General features: G+C 45.7%; 17 protein-coding genes. All 17 read right to left on the bottom strand.

The features are described 5' to 3' along the window. Window position 1: 1 nt before the first annotated feature. The 17 genes from LPB67_RS05405 to motA all read right to left on the bottom strand — a co-directional run bounded on the left by LPB67_RS05405 (window position 2) and on the right by motA (window position 18,179). The gene (locus LPB67_RS05405; RefSeq protein ID WP_262836019.1) at window positions 2–739 is read right to left on the bottom strand and encodes a MinD/ParA family protein; all 738 of its coding nucleotides are present in this window, start codon (window positions 737–739) and stop codon (window positions 2–4) included. Between the two features lie 97 nt (window positions 740–836). Then, on the bottom strand, window positions 837–2,108 hold the full coding sequence (flhF, locus tag LPB67_RS05400; protein ID WP_262836018.1) for a flagellar biosynthesis protein FlhF: 1,272 nt from the start codon (window positions 2,106–2,108) through the stop codon (window positions 837–839). Further along, window positions 2,105–4,189 carry a flagellar biosynthesis protein FlhA gene (gene flhA, locus LPB67_RS05395; RefSeq protein WP_262836017.1) on the bottom strand — a complete coding sequence of 695 codons (2,085 nt, stop codon included), beginning with the start codon at window positions 4,187–4,189 and terminating at the stop codon, window positions 2,105–2,107. The genes flhF and flhA overlap by 4 nt, the downstream gene beginning before the upstream one ends. Further along, a complete protein-coding gene (flhB, locus tag LPB67_RS05390; RefSeq protein WP_262836016.1) occupies window positions 4,189–5,361 on the bottom strand; it encodes a flagellar biosynthesis protein FlhB in 1,173 nt (390 codons plus the stop codon). The genes flhA and flhB overlap by 1 nt, the downstream gene beginning before the upstream one ends. 297 nt (window positions 5,362–5,658) lie before the next feature. Then, window positions 5,659–6,873, bottom strand: coding sequence for an EAL and HDOD domain-containing protein (locus LPB67_RS05385; protein ID WP_262836015.1), 1,215 nt, complete (start codon window positions 6,871–6,873; stop codon window positions 5,659–5,661). A gap of 41 nt (window positions 6,874–6,914) precedes the next feature. After that, a complete protein-coding gene (gene cheZ, locus LPB67_RS05380) occupies window positions 6,915–7,547 on the bottom strand; it encodes a protein phosphatase CheZ (RefSeq protein WP_262836014.1) in 633 nt (210 codons plus the stop codon). Between the two features lie 27 nt (window positions 7,548–7,574). Next, window positions 7,575–7,970 (bottom strand): chemotaxis response regulator CheY, encoded by a 396-nt coding sequence (cheY, locus tag LPB67_RS05375; RefSeq protein ID WP_262836013.1) that lies wholly within the window; start codon window positions 7,968–7,970, stop codon window positions 7,575–7,577. 99 nt (window positions 7,971–8,069) lie between these two features. After that, window positions 8,070–9,143 (bottom strand): chemotaxis response regulator protein-glutamate methylesterase, encoded by a 1,074-nt coding sequence (locus LPB67_RS05370; protein ID WP_262836174.1) that lies wholly within the window; start codon window positions 9,141–9,143, stop codon window positions 8,070–8,072. Window positions 9,144–9,182: 39 nt separating this feature from the next. Beyond that, window positions 9,183–9,791, bottom strand: a complete 609-nt coding sequence (gene cheD / locus LPB67_RS05365) for a chemoreceptor glutamine deamidase CheD (protein ID WP_262836012.1) — start codon at window positions 9,789–9,791, stop codon at window positions 9,183–9,185. A 3-nt stretch (window positions 9,792–9,794) separates the two neighbouring features. Further along, window positions 9,795–10,688, bottom strand: coding sequence for a CheR family methyltransferase (locus LPB67_RS05360; protein WP_262836011.1), 894 nt, complete (start codon window positions 10,686–10,688; stop codon window positions 9,795–9,797). A 216-nt stretch (window positions 10,689–10,904) separates the two neighbouring features. Next, window positions 10,905–12,617 (bottom strand): methyl-accepting chemotaxis protein, encoded by a 1,713-nt coding sequence (locus LPB67_RS05355; RefSeq protein ID WP_262836010.1) that lies wholly within the window; start codon window positions 12,615–12,617, stop codon window positions 10,905–10,907. A gap of 83 nt (window positions 12,618–12,700) precedes the next feature. Beyond that, a complete protein-coding gene (locus LPB67_RS05350; protein ID WP_262836009.1) occupies window positions 12,701–13,216 on the bottom strand; it encodes a chemotaxis protein CheW in 516 nt (171 codons plus the stop codon). A 37-nt stretch (window positions 13,217–13,253) separates the two neighbouring features. Next, on the bottom strand, window positions 13,254–15,305 hold the full coding sequence (gene cheA, locus LPB67_RS05345) for a chemotaxis protein CheA (protein ID WP_262836008.1): 2,052 nt from the start codon (window positions 15,303–15,305) through the stop codon (window positions 13,254–13,256). Between the two features lie 50 nt (window positions 15,306–15,355). Further along, window positions 15,356–15,721, bottom strand: a complete 366-nt coding sequence (locus LPB67_RS05340; protein ID WP_262836007.1) for a response regulator — start codon at window positions 15,719–15,721, stop codon at window positions 15,356–15,358. A gap of 52 nt (window positions 15,722–15,773) precedes the next feature. Then, entirely contained in the window at window positions 15,774–16,322 is a 549-nt protein-coding gene (locus tag LPB67_RS05335; protein ID WP_262836006.1) for a chemotaxis protein, read from the bottom strand. A 46-nt stretch (window positions 16,323–16,368) separates the two neighbouring features. Continuing rightward, window positions 16,369–17,295: a flagellar motor protein MotB gene (motB, locus tag LPB67_RS05330; protein ID WP_262836005.1), complete on the bottom strand. Its 927-nt coding sequence runs from the start codon at window positions 17,293–17,295 to the stop codon at window positions 16,369–16,371. Between the two features lie 23 nt (window positions 17,296–17,318). Next, the gene (gene motA, locus LPB67_RS05325) at window positions 17,319–18,179 is read right to left on the bottom strand and encodes a flagellar motor stator protein MotA (RefSeq protein WP_262836004.1); all 861 of its coding nucleotides are present in this window, start codon (window positions 18,177–18,179) and stop codon (window positions 17,319–17,321) included. Window positions 18,180–18,252 lie beyond the last annotated feature (73 nt).

Here is an 18,252-nt window from a genome sequence, read left to right as displayed (position 1 = left end):
TTTAAATTCCGATGCCAACACCCAGCTCAGGTAAGCCGCGCAATCCCAATGTTGAACAGGCAGTCATTGTCAACTGCTCTGCAAGTTTGGAAAAAGCAATTGACGCTCCGGCTAAAGGAAACGCATCAATTACCGCACGACCTAGATGAGCGGCTTTTTTCATATGATCGTCTTCGGGTATGTAACCCACAAAATGCAATGGCACAGCCAAATAGCGACTCGCTGCCTGGGCCATGTTGGCATACACCAGTCTCGCAGACTGTTCAGTTGCCCCAGAAACCAAAATACCGTAAGAGCGGCGACCAACCCGGCTATTGACTCGTTTGATTAAACCGTACGCATTTTTTATGGTTACAGGATTCGCCGAGACTTGTATTACCACATCAGACTCCTCAAACGACGCGAGAGGAAAAGCATCATTATGATCGATTTCACCATCCACGATCACCAAGTCAACAGCATTCGCTGCGACATCAAAAACCCGCGACAATTTCCTCGCATTTTCAGCCGGCAATCGCGTTGAATTGATTGCATATTTTGACAGCATGGAAACCGACAGGTTGGACGATATTATTTTAACCGCCTCTTTCATTGTACGCTGTTGTCGTGCGACATCCAACAGGGTACTCTCAGAATCTGAGTTCAGCCACGCACCGATACTGTTGCTGGATGAACGGGCATCGACCATCAGAATTCTTTGTCCTTGCCTGGCCAGCGACACACCGAGGTTCACCAGCATGCTGCTCTTTTCATCCTCTCGTAAGGCAGACAAAAACGTCAATACATGCGGCCTTGGCGCCTCTAACATACGGCGCAGCCCTTCTGCCTGATCGAAACTAGCCAAGAGACACCTCCCGCAAAGCACCTGGATTAATCGCATTTGCCATTGCTGCATTTGCCATCACCATCGGCAGCTCATCGTCTTGCAGACTGAAGGCAGAGGTCTCCCGTTTCAGTTTAAAAGCACGATCGACCAGATACTGCTTATTGGCAACATGAAGATCCTCGGGCACGCGCTGACCACTGGCGACGTAATAGATATTGAGCTTCTGGCGCACCGCGATATCCAGCACACCGCCTATCGTTGCAGCCTCATCGAGCTTGGTCAAGATGCAACCGGCCAGGTCGCCTTTACCTTGATAAGCGCGCACTACTTCGCTTAAGGTTTCGCCAGTGGAGGTGGCATTCAGGCACAAGAGTCGCTTCACATTGCTATCCGCTCCGGACAACATGGCAATCTGCTCTGCCACCATTTTGTCACGCTGGCTCACACCTACAGTATCGATCAGGACTGTGTGTTTATTCTTGAGTTCGGATAAAGCAATGCGCAAGTCGGATTCATCTTTGACCGAATGCACCATAACTCCCAGGATTTTTCCGTAAATACGTAATTGCTCATACCCGCCAATACGATAACCGTCTGTTGTAATCAGTGCCAGTTTAGCCGGGCCGTGGCGCATCACGCAACGCGCCGCCAATTTGGCCGTTGTGGTGGTTTTTCCTACACCGGTTGGCCCGATCAGGGCATACACGCCACCTTTTTCCAATATTTCGCTCTCGTTTGAAATCGTCGATAGGTTTTTATTGAGTATGGCTTTGATCCAATCCAAACTACTGACTAGATTGTCGGATTCTGGCATTTTCTCGATTAAAAAACGGGACAAACTGGCGCTAAATCCTGTCGCCAGCATTTCACGTAATATTTCGGCTTTTTTCGGCTGACGCTTTTGCGTATTAGTCCATGAAAGCTCTGCCAGTTGCGCCTCCAGCATGCCTCGCATTGAACGGATCTCATGCATCACCGCGGATATTTCGCCGGGACTTACCTGATGAGATGGCTCGTTATCAAAGCGCGGTACATTCATCGAAGCATAGTGCTGCGTTTCTTCTGATGGAAACCGAGGCGTGAATTTTGGCACATCCGGCACCATTATTTTTTCATGCTCAGGCGTCACAAGGGAACTGACGACCTCATCAGTCATCGCCAGTATCTCTACCCGACCGTCAACATTGCGATTCGATAAAATAACCGCATCGGAACCGAGTGCATCCCGGACTAAGCGAATCGCTTCACGCGATGTAGTTGCCGAAAATTTTCTGACGTTCATAATTGCCCTCCAACGAGGCTGGTAACTTTAATAGTTTTAGTTTCAGGTAGTTCTGCTTGCGATAAGACTTTCAGCTGAGGCAAAGTCCTTCTTAAAAAACGAGACAATAATGCTCTTAGAGGACCAGGCACCAATAACACTGGCGTCAAGCCCATTTGTTCCTGGTGCTGTGCAGCAGCTTCGGTTTGACTTGCCAAGGTGTCGGCTAAGCCAGGTTCAATCCCCGCGCCGTCAGCCCCATTGGTCTGCAAAGCCTGCATCAACAACCGTTCCAGGCGATTATCCAGCGTCATCACCGTCAGCTCATTGGTTGATGGGAATATCTGCTGAACGATGGCGCGTCCCAATGAAATCCGAACATAGGTCGTCAACTCATTGGCATCTTGTGTGTGCATCGCATGTTCTGACAAAGTTTCGATAATGGTTCGCATATCACGAATATGCACCCCTTCGATCAGCAGGTTTTGCAATACTTTTTGCAATATGGATAGCGGCAATAACTTAGGCACCAACTCCTCGACTAATTTCGGCGTTTCCTTAGCTAAGTGATCTATGAGCTGCTGCACTTCGTGACGACCAAGAAGTTCTGCCGCATGCGAAGTAATCAAGTGATTCAGATGGGTGGCAATCACCGTGCCGGCATCAACGACGGTATATCCCATGCCTTGGGCCTGCTCACGCATGGCAGCATCAATCCAGACGGCGGGTAATCCAAACGCCGGGTCGGTGGTTATAACGCCGGGTAAATTCCCAGTCACCATACCGGGATTAATTGCCAGGTATTGGCCTGGAAACGCCTCGCCGGTCCCTACCTCTACTCCTTTTAAAGCGATTTTGTAAGCCGATGGCTTTAACTCAAGATTGTCGCGGATATGGACGGGCGGTGAAAGGAACCCCACTTCCTGGGCGAATTTTTTGCGGATACCTTTGATGCGTCGCAACAGTTCACCGCCTTGACCTTTATCTACCAAGGGAATGAGGCGATAACCGACTTCCAATCCCAGAGTATCCACGGGCAAGATGTCTTGCCAGGTTGCCTCTTCCATTTCCGGCGTTGTTGCTTGTTGCGGTGCTTGCTCTTCAGGCGGAGCGACGATCTCGGATTTTTTCGTTAATACATATCCGCCACCAATTAATACTCCTGCGAGAAGAAGAAAAGCGACATGAGGCATGCCTGGAATGATGCCCATACCACCGACAATACCGCCAGTGATATACAGCACTTGAGGTTTAGCAAACAATTGCCCAATTAATTGTCCACCGATGTCTTGGTCACTGGCCACACGTGAGACAACGACACCAGCGGCGGTCGAGATAATCAACGAAGGAATTTGCGCGACCAAGCCGTCACCAATTGCCAGCAATGTATAGTTTTTAAGTGCGGTTGCGAAGTCCAGGTCATGTTGCACCATGCCGACGATTAAGCCACCCACAACGTTAATGATCGTTACCATGATGCCGGCCACAGCATCGCCGCGTACGTATTTAGAGGCACCATCCATGGCGCCGTAAAATTCTGCTTCCTGCGCGACTTCGGTGCGGCGGCGACGGGCTTCTTGTTCAGCGATCAGGCCGGCATTCAGATCCGCGTCAATCGCCATTTGCTTACCCGGCATCGCATCCAAGGCAAAGCGGGCACCGACCTCCGCGATACGGCCTGCGCCTTTGGTCACGACAGTGAAGTTGATGATGGTCAGAATGACGAAGACGACAATACCGACGGTGTAATTGCCACCGATCAAAAAATGTCCAAATGCTTCAATGACCTTGCCTGCAGCGTCAGGACCTGTATGTCCCTCCGTCAATACCACACGGGTAGAGGCGACGTTCAGTGATAAGCGCAGCATCGTACTAACCAATAGCACGGTTGGAAAAACCATAAAATCCAGCGGCTTGACTGTATAAAGACTCGTCAACAATACGATAATCGCCAGCGCTATATTGAAACTGAAAAATATATCCAAAACAAACGCAGGCAATGGCAAGACCATCATCGCCAGCATCATGATGATCAACACAGGCGCTGCAATCGCTTTATTGCTGAAGATACTCATCCAGGCTGGTAATTTCAGACTATTCATTAGTTGTTAGCTCCCGTTAAAGGAGACTGTGGTAGCAATTCGTTGTTTGGATCAAGTTCTGCAGGCACTTCAATTTCCGTGGGCAAAATCGGTTTTAATCCGCCATGCTGGCGGAAAGTTTTGAGTTGAAAAACATAGGCAAGCACTTCCGCCACGGCGGCATATAATTTTTCCGGAATCTCATCGCCCAATTCGGTGTGTTTATACAGGGCACGCGCTAATGGTGGCGCTTCCAGCAATGGGACATTATTTTCCCCCGCTATTTCACGAATCCTGGCAGCCACTGCATCGGCACCTTTGGCAACCACTCTCGGGGCCCCGCTACCACCATCGGCATATTTCAACGCAACGGCATAGTGAGTAGGATTCGTCACGACCACGTCGGCGGTCGGAATCTCTGCCATCATGCGACGACGCGCCATTTCTCTTTGTTGAGCTCGGATTTTTGCTTTGATTTGCGGATTACCGTTCGCCTCTTTAGATTCCTGAACCACTTCCTGATGCGTCATTTTCAGTTTATTTGCGTAGTGCCACATTTGATACGGCGCATCAATCGCGGCAATAAATACCAGAGCGCCGACAATCGATAAAAAGCAGGCTGCAAGCAAATTCCCCATGTGTGCACTGCCCTGGGCCAGCGGCTCAAGAATCAATCCAAAAATGGCGTTTTTCTGACTCATCACAACCATCAGAGCAACGCTGCCGACCAGAATCGTTTTGATAATCGCCTTGATGAGTTCAACCCCAGCGCGCGTGGAAATCATGTTTGCCAGACCTGACAAGGGATTCATGCGGGAGAAATTCGGCTGTAAGGCTTTGCCACTAAACAGCCAGCCTCCAATCAGCAACGGAGAAGCAACGGCAACCAGGACTAACAGACCAGCAATCGGAGCAAAAGCCACCACTACACCTGTCAATCCAACGGCGATACTAGAAAGCAGTAAATTAAAATCGAATGCCAGGCTGCGATCAATTGATAAGCCGTTCATTAACATGTGGTTTAATTGTCGAATTAAACCACCGCCAAACATCCAAAGCGCACTACCTGCCGCCAATAAGATGGTGCACGTTGACAATTCTCTGGAGCGCGGAACATCCCCCTCTTCCCTGGCTTGCTCGAGGCGCTTGGGTGAAGCCGGTTCGGTTCTTTCGAGATCGCTTTCTTCGGCCATCGCCGACTCCCATTCTTTTCTGAAATGTAGGGAAATTGCTCCCAATACATTTCTACAATTAGGATTATTCGCGAAATTAGGACAATGACATACGAGGAATAAGTGATGAATTACCCTCTATTTCATAGAACGCTATGTCAATTTTCTATATGGATATCAGCTATAAGAAGTACGGCAGGAAGGGAATTACCATTACATAGAAGGGGAACTAAAAAATTAGCTCCATCAGGGTGAAAAGAAACCTCCAAAAATAAAAATGCGCCAGATCGGCGCATTTTTTATGGATGATATGAGAACTTAAGCAGAGGCAATATTTTTAGCCCAGACCAAGGCAGATAAGTGCGCCGTATTCACCTCATTGGGCTTGATACGCAAAGATTCCGACAAGGAGCCCACCAGCATGCTATTGAGCTCACAGGCTTCAGCAAGTGCAAGATAAGGTCCATAAACACCACCTCGGGAGATTAACGCTTCTGTTACTGCTTCTGGCAATTGGATCGTTGACAGTACTTCATCCATAGAAATACCTAGTAAGCGATCTAATAGAGAAAACATACCGGCAACAAACAGATTCTCGGCCTCCGCTTTAGACATACAAGACTGCCCCAGAAGCTCGGCAAAACGTCCTCGAACGATTGCCGTCTCCAACAATACCGGGGAGTAGCCACTAGTACTTGCCGTTGCAAGTAAAAGTGACAACCAGCGATATAAAGGGCTATAGCCAAGAATTTGAACGGCATGTTTAAGAGATTGAACTTCAGTTCTCAAGCCGAAACCAGCCGAATTTATATAGCGTAATAACTTGTATGCCAAAGCGGCATCTCGTTTAACTACCGCTTCAAGTTGCTGAATATCGGCGTTCTTTCTAATCATTTCCATCAGTTGAAGAATCGTCGCCTGCGCAGTATTTAGCCCCTTCTTCTCTGCACTTGGCCTAGGTGTCAAATGTAATTTCCCAACAAATGAATCCAGACCTAAGGCGGAGCAAGCATCGAAATCCTGCCAGCTAAGAACATTTCTGGCAACCATGCGAACAGACGACTGCTTCAGTGCGGCATAGACCTTGGCTTGTGAAGCCAGATTAGCGGGATTTAACTGGACTTCTATGTGTGAAATTTGAGAGAAAAAAGATCTCTCAAGCGTGCTCAGGTCAGCACCACGCATACAAATACCATAACCCAATTGACGCAATTCTTTAATTGACTCTAGTGTTGCAGGATCTGTGAAGTCACGCTTTGACAGCACCAAGACTATATTTTTAGGTGGTAAAAGTTTCAGGCCTTCGGCCTTAAGAAGTTCTGGCACCGCATCCAAGAATAAGACGCTATCACCTAACAAAAAACCCGTTTCTTCATCATTCAGTTTCTCAGCAACAAATTCCGTCAAGGAATTCAGATCATCGACACTTAATTCTGCCGCCTGACTTGAATTTTGCCAGGACAATTGAAAACCAATGACACGCTGCTTGGGATCAAGCAAAGGCTCTCTAACAATGAAATTAGTTTCATTCATATGAGATAAGTAGTATTAATTTTATTAAGCGAAAGGAGTAATTAAAATCCAAGACTATCAAGCAAATCATCAACCTGGCCTTGATTTGCCACCACATCAACATTACCTTCGGGATTAATCTGAGGTCCATTCAACAGACCATCCGCAACTTCTCGTTTGACTTCATCAGGAGAATAGTCAATCAACAATTGCACGAGCTGTTGCTCCAGATTCTGTGCAATATCAGTCACTCTCTTGATCACTTGCCCGGTTAAATCCTGAAAATCCTGCGCCATCATGATATTCATCAGATGCGATTTGGTCTCTTTACTATTAATGTTGACTAGTTTTAAATAAGCGAGTGTCTCTTGTGCAGTCTGCTGATATTGCTCTAATGTCGTCGCGCTGGAGATCATCTGTTCTAAGTCAGTTGCAATTTTTTTTGCCCCATCGTCAAGAGACTCTTGCAGTGGAATTGCCTCATCAGTTGCGTTAAGTACGCGCTGTGCAGCCTGTTCAGACATTTTTGCGACGTAGTCGAGCCGATCCCGGACATCGGGAATATCCTCTGCAGCTCTTTCGAGCAACTTATCCAATCCCAGGCCACGTAAACTATCATGCAACAACCTAGTCATGTGACCCACTCTTGAAAGTAGTTCATCATGCTGATCATTGACGTTCGTACCATTAGTCATCGTAGCTCCTTGACAGGTTATTCTTTGCTACGCAGGCTTTCCTAATTTCTCAAAAATTTTGGAGAGTTTTTCGTCAAGAGTTGCGGCAGTGAATGGTTTGACCACGTAACCATTTGCTCCGGCTTGCGCAGCGGCGATAATATTTTCCTTCTTGGCTTCTGCGGTCACCATCAGTACAGGCATTTTCGCCAATGCAGGATCAGCACGAATATGCTGAAGCATTGTCAAGCCGTCCATATTTGGCATATTCCAGTCTGAAATTACAAAATCAAAATCGCCACTCTTCAATTTGGCCAGTCCCATGGCACCGTCCTCAGCTTCATCCACATTGGAATAGCCAAGTTCTTTCAGCAAATTTCTAACGATACGACGCATCGTTGAAAAATCATCTACAACTAAAAACTTCAGGTTCTGATCGGCCATGAATTACTCCATTGTTTCTTTAAAGATAGTTATTAACATTATCGGTCAGTTTAATACAAAGTGCTTCTAAAAATTAATAACAATTTTGACTTGTGCAATCTAAACACGTAAAGCACGACTGCCATGTAAAGCTAAATAATGCAACACCATTGAAGGCAGTTCATTTAAAGGGCCAATTTCATGCGCGGCCCCTACCGCAATCGCTTCACGCGGCATCCCAAATACTACACAAGTTGCTTCATCTTGGGCAAAATTGTGCGCACCAGCATTTTTCATTTCCAACATCCCGTTGGCACCATCTTTACCCATTCCCGTAAGAATCACTCCAACTGCATTTTTGCCAGCATATGTAGCGGCAGACCTGAACAACACATCAACCGAGGGGCGGTGTCTATTTACTGGCGGTCCATCATCCAGTTGAGTCACATAGTTTGCGCCGCTTCGGGCTAACAACAAATGAGAATGACCCGGCGCAATATAAGCATGTCCGGGCAAAACGCGCTCACCGCCAACAGCCTCGCTTACTGAAATCTTGCACAAACCGTCCAGCCGCTTCGCAAATGAACGGGTAAAACCTTCAGGCATATGTTGAGTAATTAAAATTCCCGGGCAATCTGAGGGCATTTGAACCAGGAAATTTTTAATTGCCTCGGTACCGCCTGTGGAAGCTCCCACGATGATTAACTTCTCGCTACTTGTCAGGGGATTCTTAACTAAAGGAAGCGATGTAATCCCTTTATCGCCATCACTTGCATGGATTGTCCTTGGCCGAATTCTGGCTTTTGACGCCGCACGAATTTTATCGGCGATCAGCTCTGTATATTCGAGCATCCCGCTTTGAATCGACAACTTAGGTTTAGTAACAAAATCAACTGCACCAAGTTCCAGGGCCCGCATCGTAATTTCAGATCCGCGCTCCGTTAAAGAAGATACCATGACGACTGGCATAGGCCGGAGACGCATCAATTTTTCTAAAAAATCCAGTCCATCCATCTTCGGCATCTCAACATCCAGTGTTAAAACATCTGGATTAGTTTGCTTAATCAGATCTCTGGCGACCAAAGGATCAGGGGCAACGCCAACAACCTCCATGTCTGGTTGGCTGCCGATGATTTCACTCATCACACTACGAATCAGTGCTGAGTCATCTACGATTAACACTTTAATTTTCATAAAATATTCCGCGTCAACGCTAGATTTTTTCAATAGATTTTAAAAAAGATCAATATCACCACCGACTGGTGCCGTCTTAAGACGGCTTGCATAGTCTTGCTCACGTTTGCGCAAGGTGTCATTGTGTTCAACTTTCAATTTCTTTACTAAGACTTTTCCAGTTTTTGGAAAAAAATATACTTTGCGAGGATAGATATCATTAAGGTCTTCGGCGATTACGCGCATTCTTTCAGCGCGAAGATAATCGAGTACAAATTTCGCATTACGCTCACCTACGTTGATCGCAGTGAATCCGCGCAAAACATTTCCGCCACCGAATACTTTGGCCTCCATATTCTCGCGTTTAGCTCCTGCTTTCAATAATTCATTAATTAAAATTTCCATTGCATAGGTGCCATAGCGCATGGATACCGATACGGGATTATCCGTATCCGCGCCGCCATCAGGAAGCATGAAATGATTCATACCACCAACTCCGGAAACCCGATCCCGGATACATGCCGACACACACGAACCAAGCACAGTAACAATCAACATATCCTTCCCAGTGAAATAGAATTCCCCAGGTAAAATTTTTGCGGCATCGCAATCAAATGTGCGATCGTAATAAATATTCGTCGCAAAATGCTCTTCACTTAATTGGCTCATGACTTAACCCTTGTTTGTATGATGCGAAACAGCCTTACGGCGCATATCATAGACACTCGCCAGCTCATAGACTGTTTTACCTCTTAATTTGAAGTCATCGGAAACATACAAAAAATTCTCAGAATGTCCGGCAAAAAGTAAGCCATCTGGCTTCATGAGCGGAACGAATTTTTTTAAAATTTTTCCCTGAGTTGATTTGTCAAAATAAATCATCACGTTGCGACAAAAAATCGCATCAAACTCACCATTGACAGACCAACTATCCGATAAAAGATTGAGTTGTTTAAATGTGATCAGATCCCGCAATTCTTGCCTTACTCTTACCAATCCATCTTGGGCGCCTTTTCCCTTAAGGAAAAATTTCTTCGCTCGCTCTGGCGACATCTTATCCAGTCGGTCTAGGTTATAAACTCCCCTAAATGCTGTTGCCAAAACATTAGTATCAATATCTGTTGCAATAATATGTGCCGGCGGCTTCAATGTTCCAAATGCTTCACATAAAGTCATAGCGATCGAATAAGGTTCTTCCCCCGTCGAACTTGCCGAGCACCAGACGTTGATAGGTTCTTTTCTCTTCTTAACATGTTCTGCCAGCAAGGGAAAATGATGCTCTTCCCGAAAGAATGACGTGAGATTGGTTGTCAGTGCATTGGTAAAGGCTTCCCATTCCGAGCCGGAAGACTCTTTTTCCAATAGGTCTAAATATACAGAAAACGAGTTAATACCTGTTGCACGCAGACGGCGAGCCAAGCGGCTGTAAACCATTTCCTGCTTACTGTCAGCCAAAGAAATTCCTGCCTTTTGATATATTAATCCTCTAACCCGGTCAAAGTCTTTTCCATTGAAATCAAATTCCTTTGTTGTTCCAGATTTGTTTTTTTCAGCAGATTTAGTCATTAATCTATCCTTAACATGCGGCCTATTTAACCAACCACCATTTTCTTACAGGATTGATTTCATCTATAAAATACGTCTGACATAATCAGTCAACCTAACTTCACCGCCAAACAACGAACATACATAGAATTCATACGATTGAATTAGTTGAAATCGTCATCAAACAATTTTGGGGGGACGTACAAGCCCACCCGAAACCGAATTACTTCAATCCGTTCAAAATTCATTCCATTCCTCATCTGCAGACTGAACATGTTGTTTGCTGGCTGGCGAAGGCGGCCTCTTTTTCGCCGTCAACTGCTTCGCAGCCATAGCACTCTTAGGTGCTGGATTTGCTGCCGTCTTTGTCGCTTTGACTGGTTTTATCGTTGCAAAATTATCGCTTGCTGCCAGCTTAAAGACGCTAACAGCTTGCGCCAAAGCCTGGGCCTGCTCTTCCATGCTCTCTGCCGCTGCCGCTGCCTGTTCCACCAGCGCCGCATTTTGCTGGGTCATCTCGTCCATCTGGGTGATCGCCAGGTTGACTTGCTCAATCCCGGCGCTTTGTTCCTGACTGGCGGCGGTGATTTCGCTCATGATGTCGGCCACGTGCTGGACGCTGGTGACGATCTCGTCCATGGTCTTGCCGGCTTCATCGACCAGTTTGCCGCCCTGCTCTACCTTGTCCACAGAATCGTCGATCAGGGCTTTGATTTCTTTGGCGGCACTGGCGCTGCGCTGGGCGAGATTGCGCACTTCGGAGGCGACGACGGCAAAACCGCGTCCTTGCTCGCCGGCTCTGGCCGCTTCTACCGCGGCGTTGAGGGCGAGGATGTTGGTTTGGAAGGCGATGCTGTCGATCACGCTGATGATGTCGACAATCTTGCGCGAGCTGTCTTTGATCGAGCCCATGGTGCTGACGACTTGTCCTACTACGGTGCCGCCTTTGACTGCAACACTGGAGGCGGAGACCACCAGTTGGTTCGCTTGCCTGGCATTGTCGGCATTTTGACGGACCGTGCTGGTGAGTTCTTCCATCGAGCTGGCGGTCTCTTCCAGTGAGCTGGCCTGCGATTCCGTCCTGCTTGAGAGATCCGCGTTCCCTGAGGCGATCTCTTGCGAGGCCACTGTGATCGTTTCAGTGCCAGAGCGAACCTGACCGACAGTTTTACCCAAGCTATCGTTCATATCTTTAAGCGCGTTTAACAAAGATGAAACCTCATCCTTACCGCTCACCGATACTTGTGCGGAAAGATCTCCGGCTGCCACCTGTTCCGCCACTGACACGGCATCACTCAAAGGTAAAGTAATACTCTTTGTAATAATCCAGGCCACAAAAACACCGATCACCAAGGCGCACATCAGGATCAGAAACAACCAAAAACTCAGTTTCGAGCTATTTGCAGCAGATGTTTCAAATTGAGCTTTTGAATCTGCTTCCTGGAGTTCAACCAATTTATTAATTTGTTGAATGGATTTGGTAGTTAAAGGATCAATGACAGTCGCAATAATTTTTGAAGCGCCTTCACCGTTAAAAGCGAGTGCCTGACCAACGGCATCTTTAAACGGTTTTTCTATTTCTTTGTCGGTTTTTACGAGTTCATCGAGTAATTTTTTTTCCTCTTCGTTTAAACCTAAGGAGGAAATTTTTGCTTTGGCGTCTTCGTATCGTTTACGCTGCAATTTAACTTTATTATCTTCTTTTTGCATTTCAGCGACATCTGATTGTATTCCTATGTTTCGCATAGAGATACCGCTCTCAAAAAGAGCGCTTTTCATGAGATTGGCCAGCGCCTGCTTTTGGCTGGCGTTATTTAATCCTTCAATTAAAGCATTTCTATTTTTTGCAGCTAATACATTGGCCAATACCAAGGTAAGGATCAATCCACCAATAATCAAACCAAAACCGAGACCCAACCGTGTACCAATTCGGAAGTTACGCAAATTCATAGCTTTCTCCTCCTTCAATTTTTATAATTTGTATCTACGGCTTTGGTAGTGAGAACGTATTCATGCAAACGAGTTTCAGTACTCTAGGCATGTTGATCTACAAGACCCATTTCAGGGCTGGACATCAATTTATCGATATCGACGAGAATCAACATTCGCTCATCAAGAGTGCCCAATCCAATTAAAAAATCTGAGCTAAACGTCGTTCCCATTTCTGGTGCCGGCCTAACCTGTTCTGGCAATAAAGTAGTAACGTCAGAAACACTGTCAACTACCATTCCCACAATTCGCCCACCTATATTCAGGATAATCACGACGGTGAACTGATCGTAAGTTGGCTCTCCCAAATTAAACTTGATTCGCATATCGACAACGGGAACGATAATGCCACGCAGGTTAATGACGCCCTTAAGAAATTCGGGCGCATTGGCGATTCGGGTGACAGCTTCATAGCCTCGAATTTCCTGAACCTTCAGGATATCAATTCCATATTCTTCGCTTCCCAATGTAAACGCCAAGAATTCATGCCCGGCAATATCAGAACCGGAGCTGTCGACCTTAGCATTATTTCCTTCAGATATTTGTGAAGACTGCACCATATAATTACCTCCTACCATTTTGTGTATAAATTTTTTACTATCGAGCGGAACGCAATAAAGCTGAGACATCAAGAATCAACGAAACACCTCCATCGCCTAAAATTGTGGCGCCTGAAATACCAGGTACCTTACGATAATTTGATTCTATATTTTTAACCACTACTTGCTGCTGCCCCACTAGATCATCAACAAACAATGCCGCTTTCTTCCCATCGACTTCGACAATCACGGTAATTCCATCTGAAGGTTTGGTGAACTTAGGTCGGATATCAAAGCATTCGTACAGTGGTATCAGCGGCAAATATTCATCTCTTACTTTAACTACCCGTCCTTTACCGTTAATTTCTTTTATATCCTGCGTGGTAGGTTGCAATGATTCAACAACGAAACCCAGAGGCAATATGTAAATTTCTTCACCAACCTTAATCGACATACCATCCAAAATGGCCAGTGTTAAAGGTAAAGAAATAGTAATCGTGGTGCCAAGTCCCTTTGCCGACCGGATGTCTACGACACCGCCCATTGCCGTAATATTTCGCTTTACAACATCCATGCCAACGCCGCGCCCAGACACATCCGTGACTGCTTCTGCCGTTGAAAATCCCGGTGCGAAAATTAAAAGCCAGACCTCACTATCAGACATTGAATCTGAAACAACCAGGCCATTTTGCTTAGCTTTTGCCAGTATTTTTTCACGATGAAGCCCACCGCCATCATCAGTTACTTCAATAATGATATTGCCACCTTGATGGGCCGCCGATAGCGACAATTTACCGGCTTCATGCTTGCCCGCCTGCAAGCGAGCGGCAGGCAGTTCAATGCCATGATCAATACTGTTTCGGACCAGATGGGTCAACGGATCGACTATTCGCTCAATCAACCCTTTATCCAATTCGGTGGAAGCACCATGGGTTACAAATTCGACCTTTTTACCTAACTTCGTCGCCAAATCCCTCACCATCCTAGGGAAACGCGAAAACACGTAATCCATCGGCATCATCCTGATAGACATAACTGCTTCTTGCAGGTCACGGGTATTTCTCGTTAAGTGGGATACGCTACTTAGCAAACGCTCATTTGCAATCGGGTCTAGTTCTTGGGTGCGCTGCTCTAACATGGCTTGCGTAATTACGAGTTCGCCAATTAAGTTAATAAGCTGATCAACTTTTTCGATCCCAACCCGGATAGTCGAGGCCTCTTGTGACGCATGAGATTTCTCTACTTCTTTTTTGATCGGATTTTTTACTTCGGTTTTGGAGGTAAGCAAATTAGTAGTAACATTTGGCTCAACGGGGTTAATCACCGTACTCCCTGAATCCGATGAAAACATGGATTCAATCGGCTCAAAAAAACCATATCCCAACTCATCTTCCGACTGAAAATTCGGTTGCGGCGTATTTGCACCTTGCAGGTCTTGCGTCGAAATCTGCAAGTCGTCCGGATTTAAAATAAATGAACATATCGCAATAATGTCGTCTTGTGTCTCGTTCGTTCTTAACACGAGTGTAGTCACATCATCTGCCGTCCCCTCTTTCGATATAGCACCTAACAAACCTAATTCAGAAATAATCGCTGATAAATCATTTGGCGTTAACGCTGGTAGTTTTATCTGGAAACAAGTGGTGTAGGTTTCGTTAGCCGAATTAGAATGTGGTCCGGACTTACCATCAAATGAGGCAACGGGTGCTTTAACAGGAATTACATCTTGCGATAAAGATTGCAACAGCATTCTTACGTCAGCAACAGCATCCTGATCAACCGGCGTGCCTAGTCGATGCCCATCCAATTGCATCTTCAAAATATCTTTGGCGATCAAAAATGCATCAACGTGCTCGGCAGTGAGTGCCATCTCTCCTTTGCGGATTTTGTCCAGAAGCGACTCCAGAATATGGGTCACCTCAGTCATATCATTTAATCCAAAAGTGGAAGCACCACCTTTGATCGAGTGTGCCGCACGAAAGATTGCATTAAGATCTTCAGGATCAGGAGATGAAATATCAACAGCCAGCAATACTTTCTCTTTTTCGGCTAAAAGCTCCTCCGCTTCGTCGAAAAAAACTTGGAAAAACTGACTCATGTCAATCGTCATTATCTTGCTCCGTGATGTACTCGAATTTATAGAATCTAATCAGAGGATAATTAACCGATCACTTTTTTTACTACTTCAGTCAACTTTTGAGGATCAAATGGCTTGACCAGCCAGCCATTTGCACCGGCAGCCCTGCCTTTTGCTTTCATCTCGTCGCTAGACTCCGTGGTCAGCATTAAAATTGGTACTCGCTGATAGGTCGCCAGCCCTCTTAAAGATTTGATCAGGGTTAAACCATCCATTCTTGGCATGTTCTGATCAGTTAAGACAAGATCAACTACTTGATTGCGAGCCTTTTCTAAACCATCTTGTCCATCTATCGCTTCAATTACCTGATATCCAGCTGCTTTTAAGCTAAAAGCGACCATTTGCCTCAACGAGCCAGAATCGTCCACCGCTAAAATTGTCTTGGTCATCATCACTCCGTTAAACTTATGAAAGTACATTAACCCGCTGACTTAAACGTCATCAAAATAATTCAATATCACCACTATCCAAATGCTTTTGATTGACTGCTTTTCTTAACAATCTCTTTAACTCTACGCTTTGTTTTTCTAGCCTTACGGTAATTTGCCTTAGTAGTACCGCTATTTCATCCGTCTCCCCGTCATGAGGTATGCCATCACCAACAATACCTAAGTTACTCAGCACTTCGCGTAAACCTGCACTACGTTGCACAGTCCGGGAGATTAGCTGGCTCGTCAGATCCTGAAATTGCAAGCTGGTGACTGCGGCATTGATATGTGATGCAATATCAGCTTTCAGCACCCTAAGCCGATCAATACTCGACACTGGTGCGGCACCAGTGGAAATGATTAAATCAATTTCTTCTTGCTGACTAGAAATGGCCGAATGAAGAGCCAAAAAACTGGAACCAAGTTTTTCTATCGCTTCCGCAAGCAATATAGTCGTCTGCACGAGATCAGTCTCAACCTCAAGCAAATGTTCTTTGCCATGATCAGACACACCAGATAGGAGTTCTTTAACTTCAGATCCCAGCATTTTCTTTTTTGACATCTTCAGTATCCAATTCTGAATTTACCCGACCTGTAGAGAAAAACGCCTATTTATTGACTTTGACCGAGACCTCGCCAGCATCGGTTTGATTATTGACCTCAATCGAACCACCATCTTGCGAAGCAGATTCCTCAGCTTTTTTATTCATCACAATAATACTAATACGGCGATTGATAGGATTGAGGGCATCGTTTTTATCAAATAAAACTGAAGACGATAAACCGACCACTCTAAGTACTTTTGCCTCGTCCATGCCGCCATAGATCAATTCGCGACGTGAGGCGTTAGCCCTGTCTGCAGACAATTCCCAATTACTGTATCCCTTTTCACCGCTGCCATATGGTGCTGCATCAGTATGGCCGGATAAACTAATTCTGTTTGGCACATCATTCAAAGCCTTGCCAATTTCATGCAAAATCACTTTTGTATAGGGCTGCAATTCCGCTTTAGCCGATGCGAACATAGGTCGATTTTGCTCATCAACCATCTGGATACGCAAACCTTCTGTTGTTATATCGAGCAAGAGCTGTTTTTTATATTGCTTTAGAGTAGCGTTAGACTCAATCGCAGCTTCGATTTTGCTTTTCAGCCCCTTTAATCTTTCTGCATCCGCTTTAGCTAACGCCGCCTCAGCAGCCTGAAGGTTATAGCTTTTTTTAGGTGCTTCGATATCCCCTTTTTTGATTTGACCATCGCGCAATGTAAGATCCCTACCGCCTCCGTTAATTACGCTGGAGCTATCGCCGCTGCCTTCGCCTCCCGCCATTGCCACCTTTAGAGGCGTTTGAAAATACTCTGCAATGCCCTGCAAACTACCTTTAGCCGTCGAGCCAAGTAACCACATTAATAAGAAAAACGCCATCATAGCGGTGACAAAATCAGCGTATGCAATTTTCCAGGCGCCACCGTGATGGCCGCCTGCGACTTTTTTGATTCGCTTGACGATAATTGGTCGTAATTCTTCATTCGCCATATTGCATACCTAATAAAATTATTTTATTTAGATTTGGATTGCTTTATATGCTCTTCCAGTTCAAGAAACGTAGGCCGTTCAGTTGAATAAAGTACTTTACGTCCAAACTCAATAGCAAGCGCAGGAGCATATCCATTTAGGCTCGCCAACAAGGTTACTTTGATACATTGAAAAGTTTTAGAAGACTCATCCAATTGCTGCTCCAGCAGAGTAGCTAACGGACCGACGAAGCCATACGCCAGCAAGATACCTAAAAAGGTACCTACCAGTGCATGGGCAATTAAAATACCTAATTCGGACGGCGGAATGCCTACAGATTCCATCGTATGAACTACCCCCATCACTGCGGCAACAATACCAAACGCCGGCAGGCCATCGCCTAGCTTCGCAATAAAATGGGCTGGCATGGCTCCTTCATGGTGATGCGTTTCCAGCTCATTATCCATAAGATTTTCAATTTGAAATGCGTCCATATTGCCAGACACCATCAAACGCAAATAGTCACCGATAAATTCCATCAAGTGATGATCCGAAACAATCAAAGGATATTTATTAAACAATGGACTTTCCTCAGGCCTCTCGATATCTCCTTCAATCGACATCAAACCCTCTTTGCGCACTTTTGTCAGGACATCGAACAGCATAGTCATGAGTTCCATGTAAAGCGCTTTCGTATACTTCGATCCCTTTAATACTCCTGGAAGTGCCTTGAGTGAAGCTTTTAAAGTTTTTCCATTATTACCGACCAAAGAAGCACCAACTGCAGCACCACCGATCATCAGCAATTCCAATGGCTGGAACAATACAGCGACATGGCCTCCGGACATAACAAATCCACCGAATACCGATCCCATCACGATAATATAGCCAACGATGACTAGCACGAGCGATACTCCTTTATAAAGAAATGCATGTCTACACTAAGGTTTGAGGATACAACACTTATCTACTGGAAAC

Origin of the sequence: Undibacterium sp. Jales W-56, assembly GCF_025548535.1 — a bacterium.
Lineage (GTDB): Bacteria > Pseudomonadota > Gammaproteobacteria > Burkholderiales > Burkholderiaceae_D > Undibacterium.
This window is presented reverse-complemented; position numbering and strand designations above follow the sequence as displayed.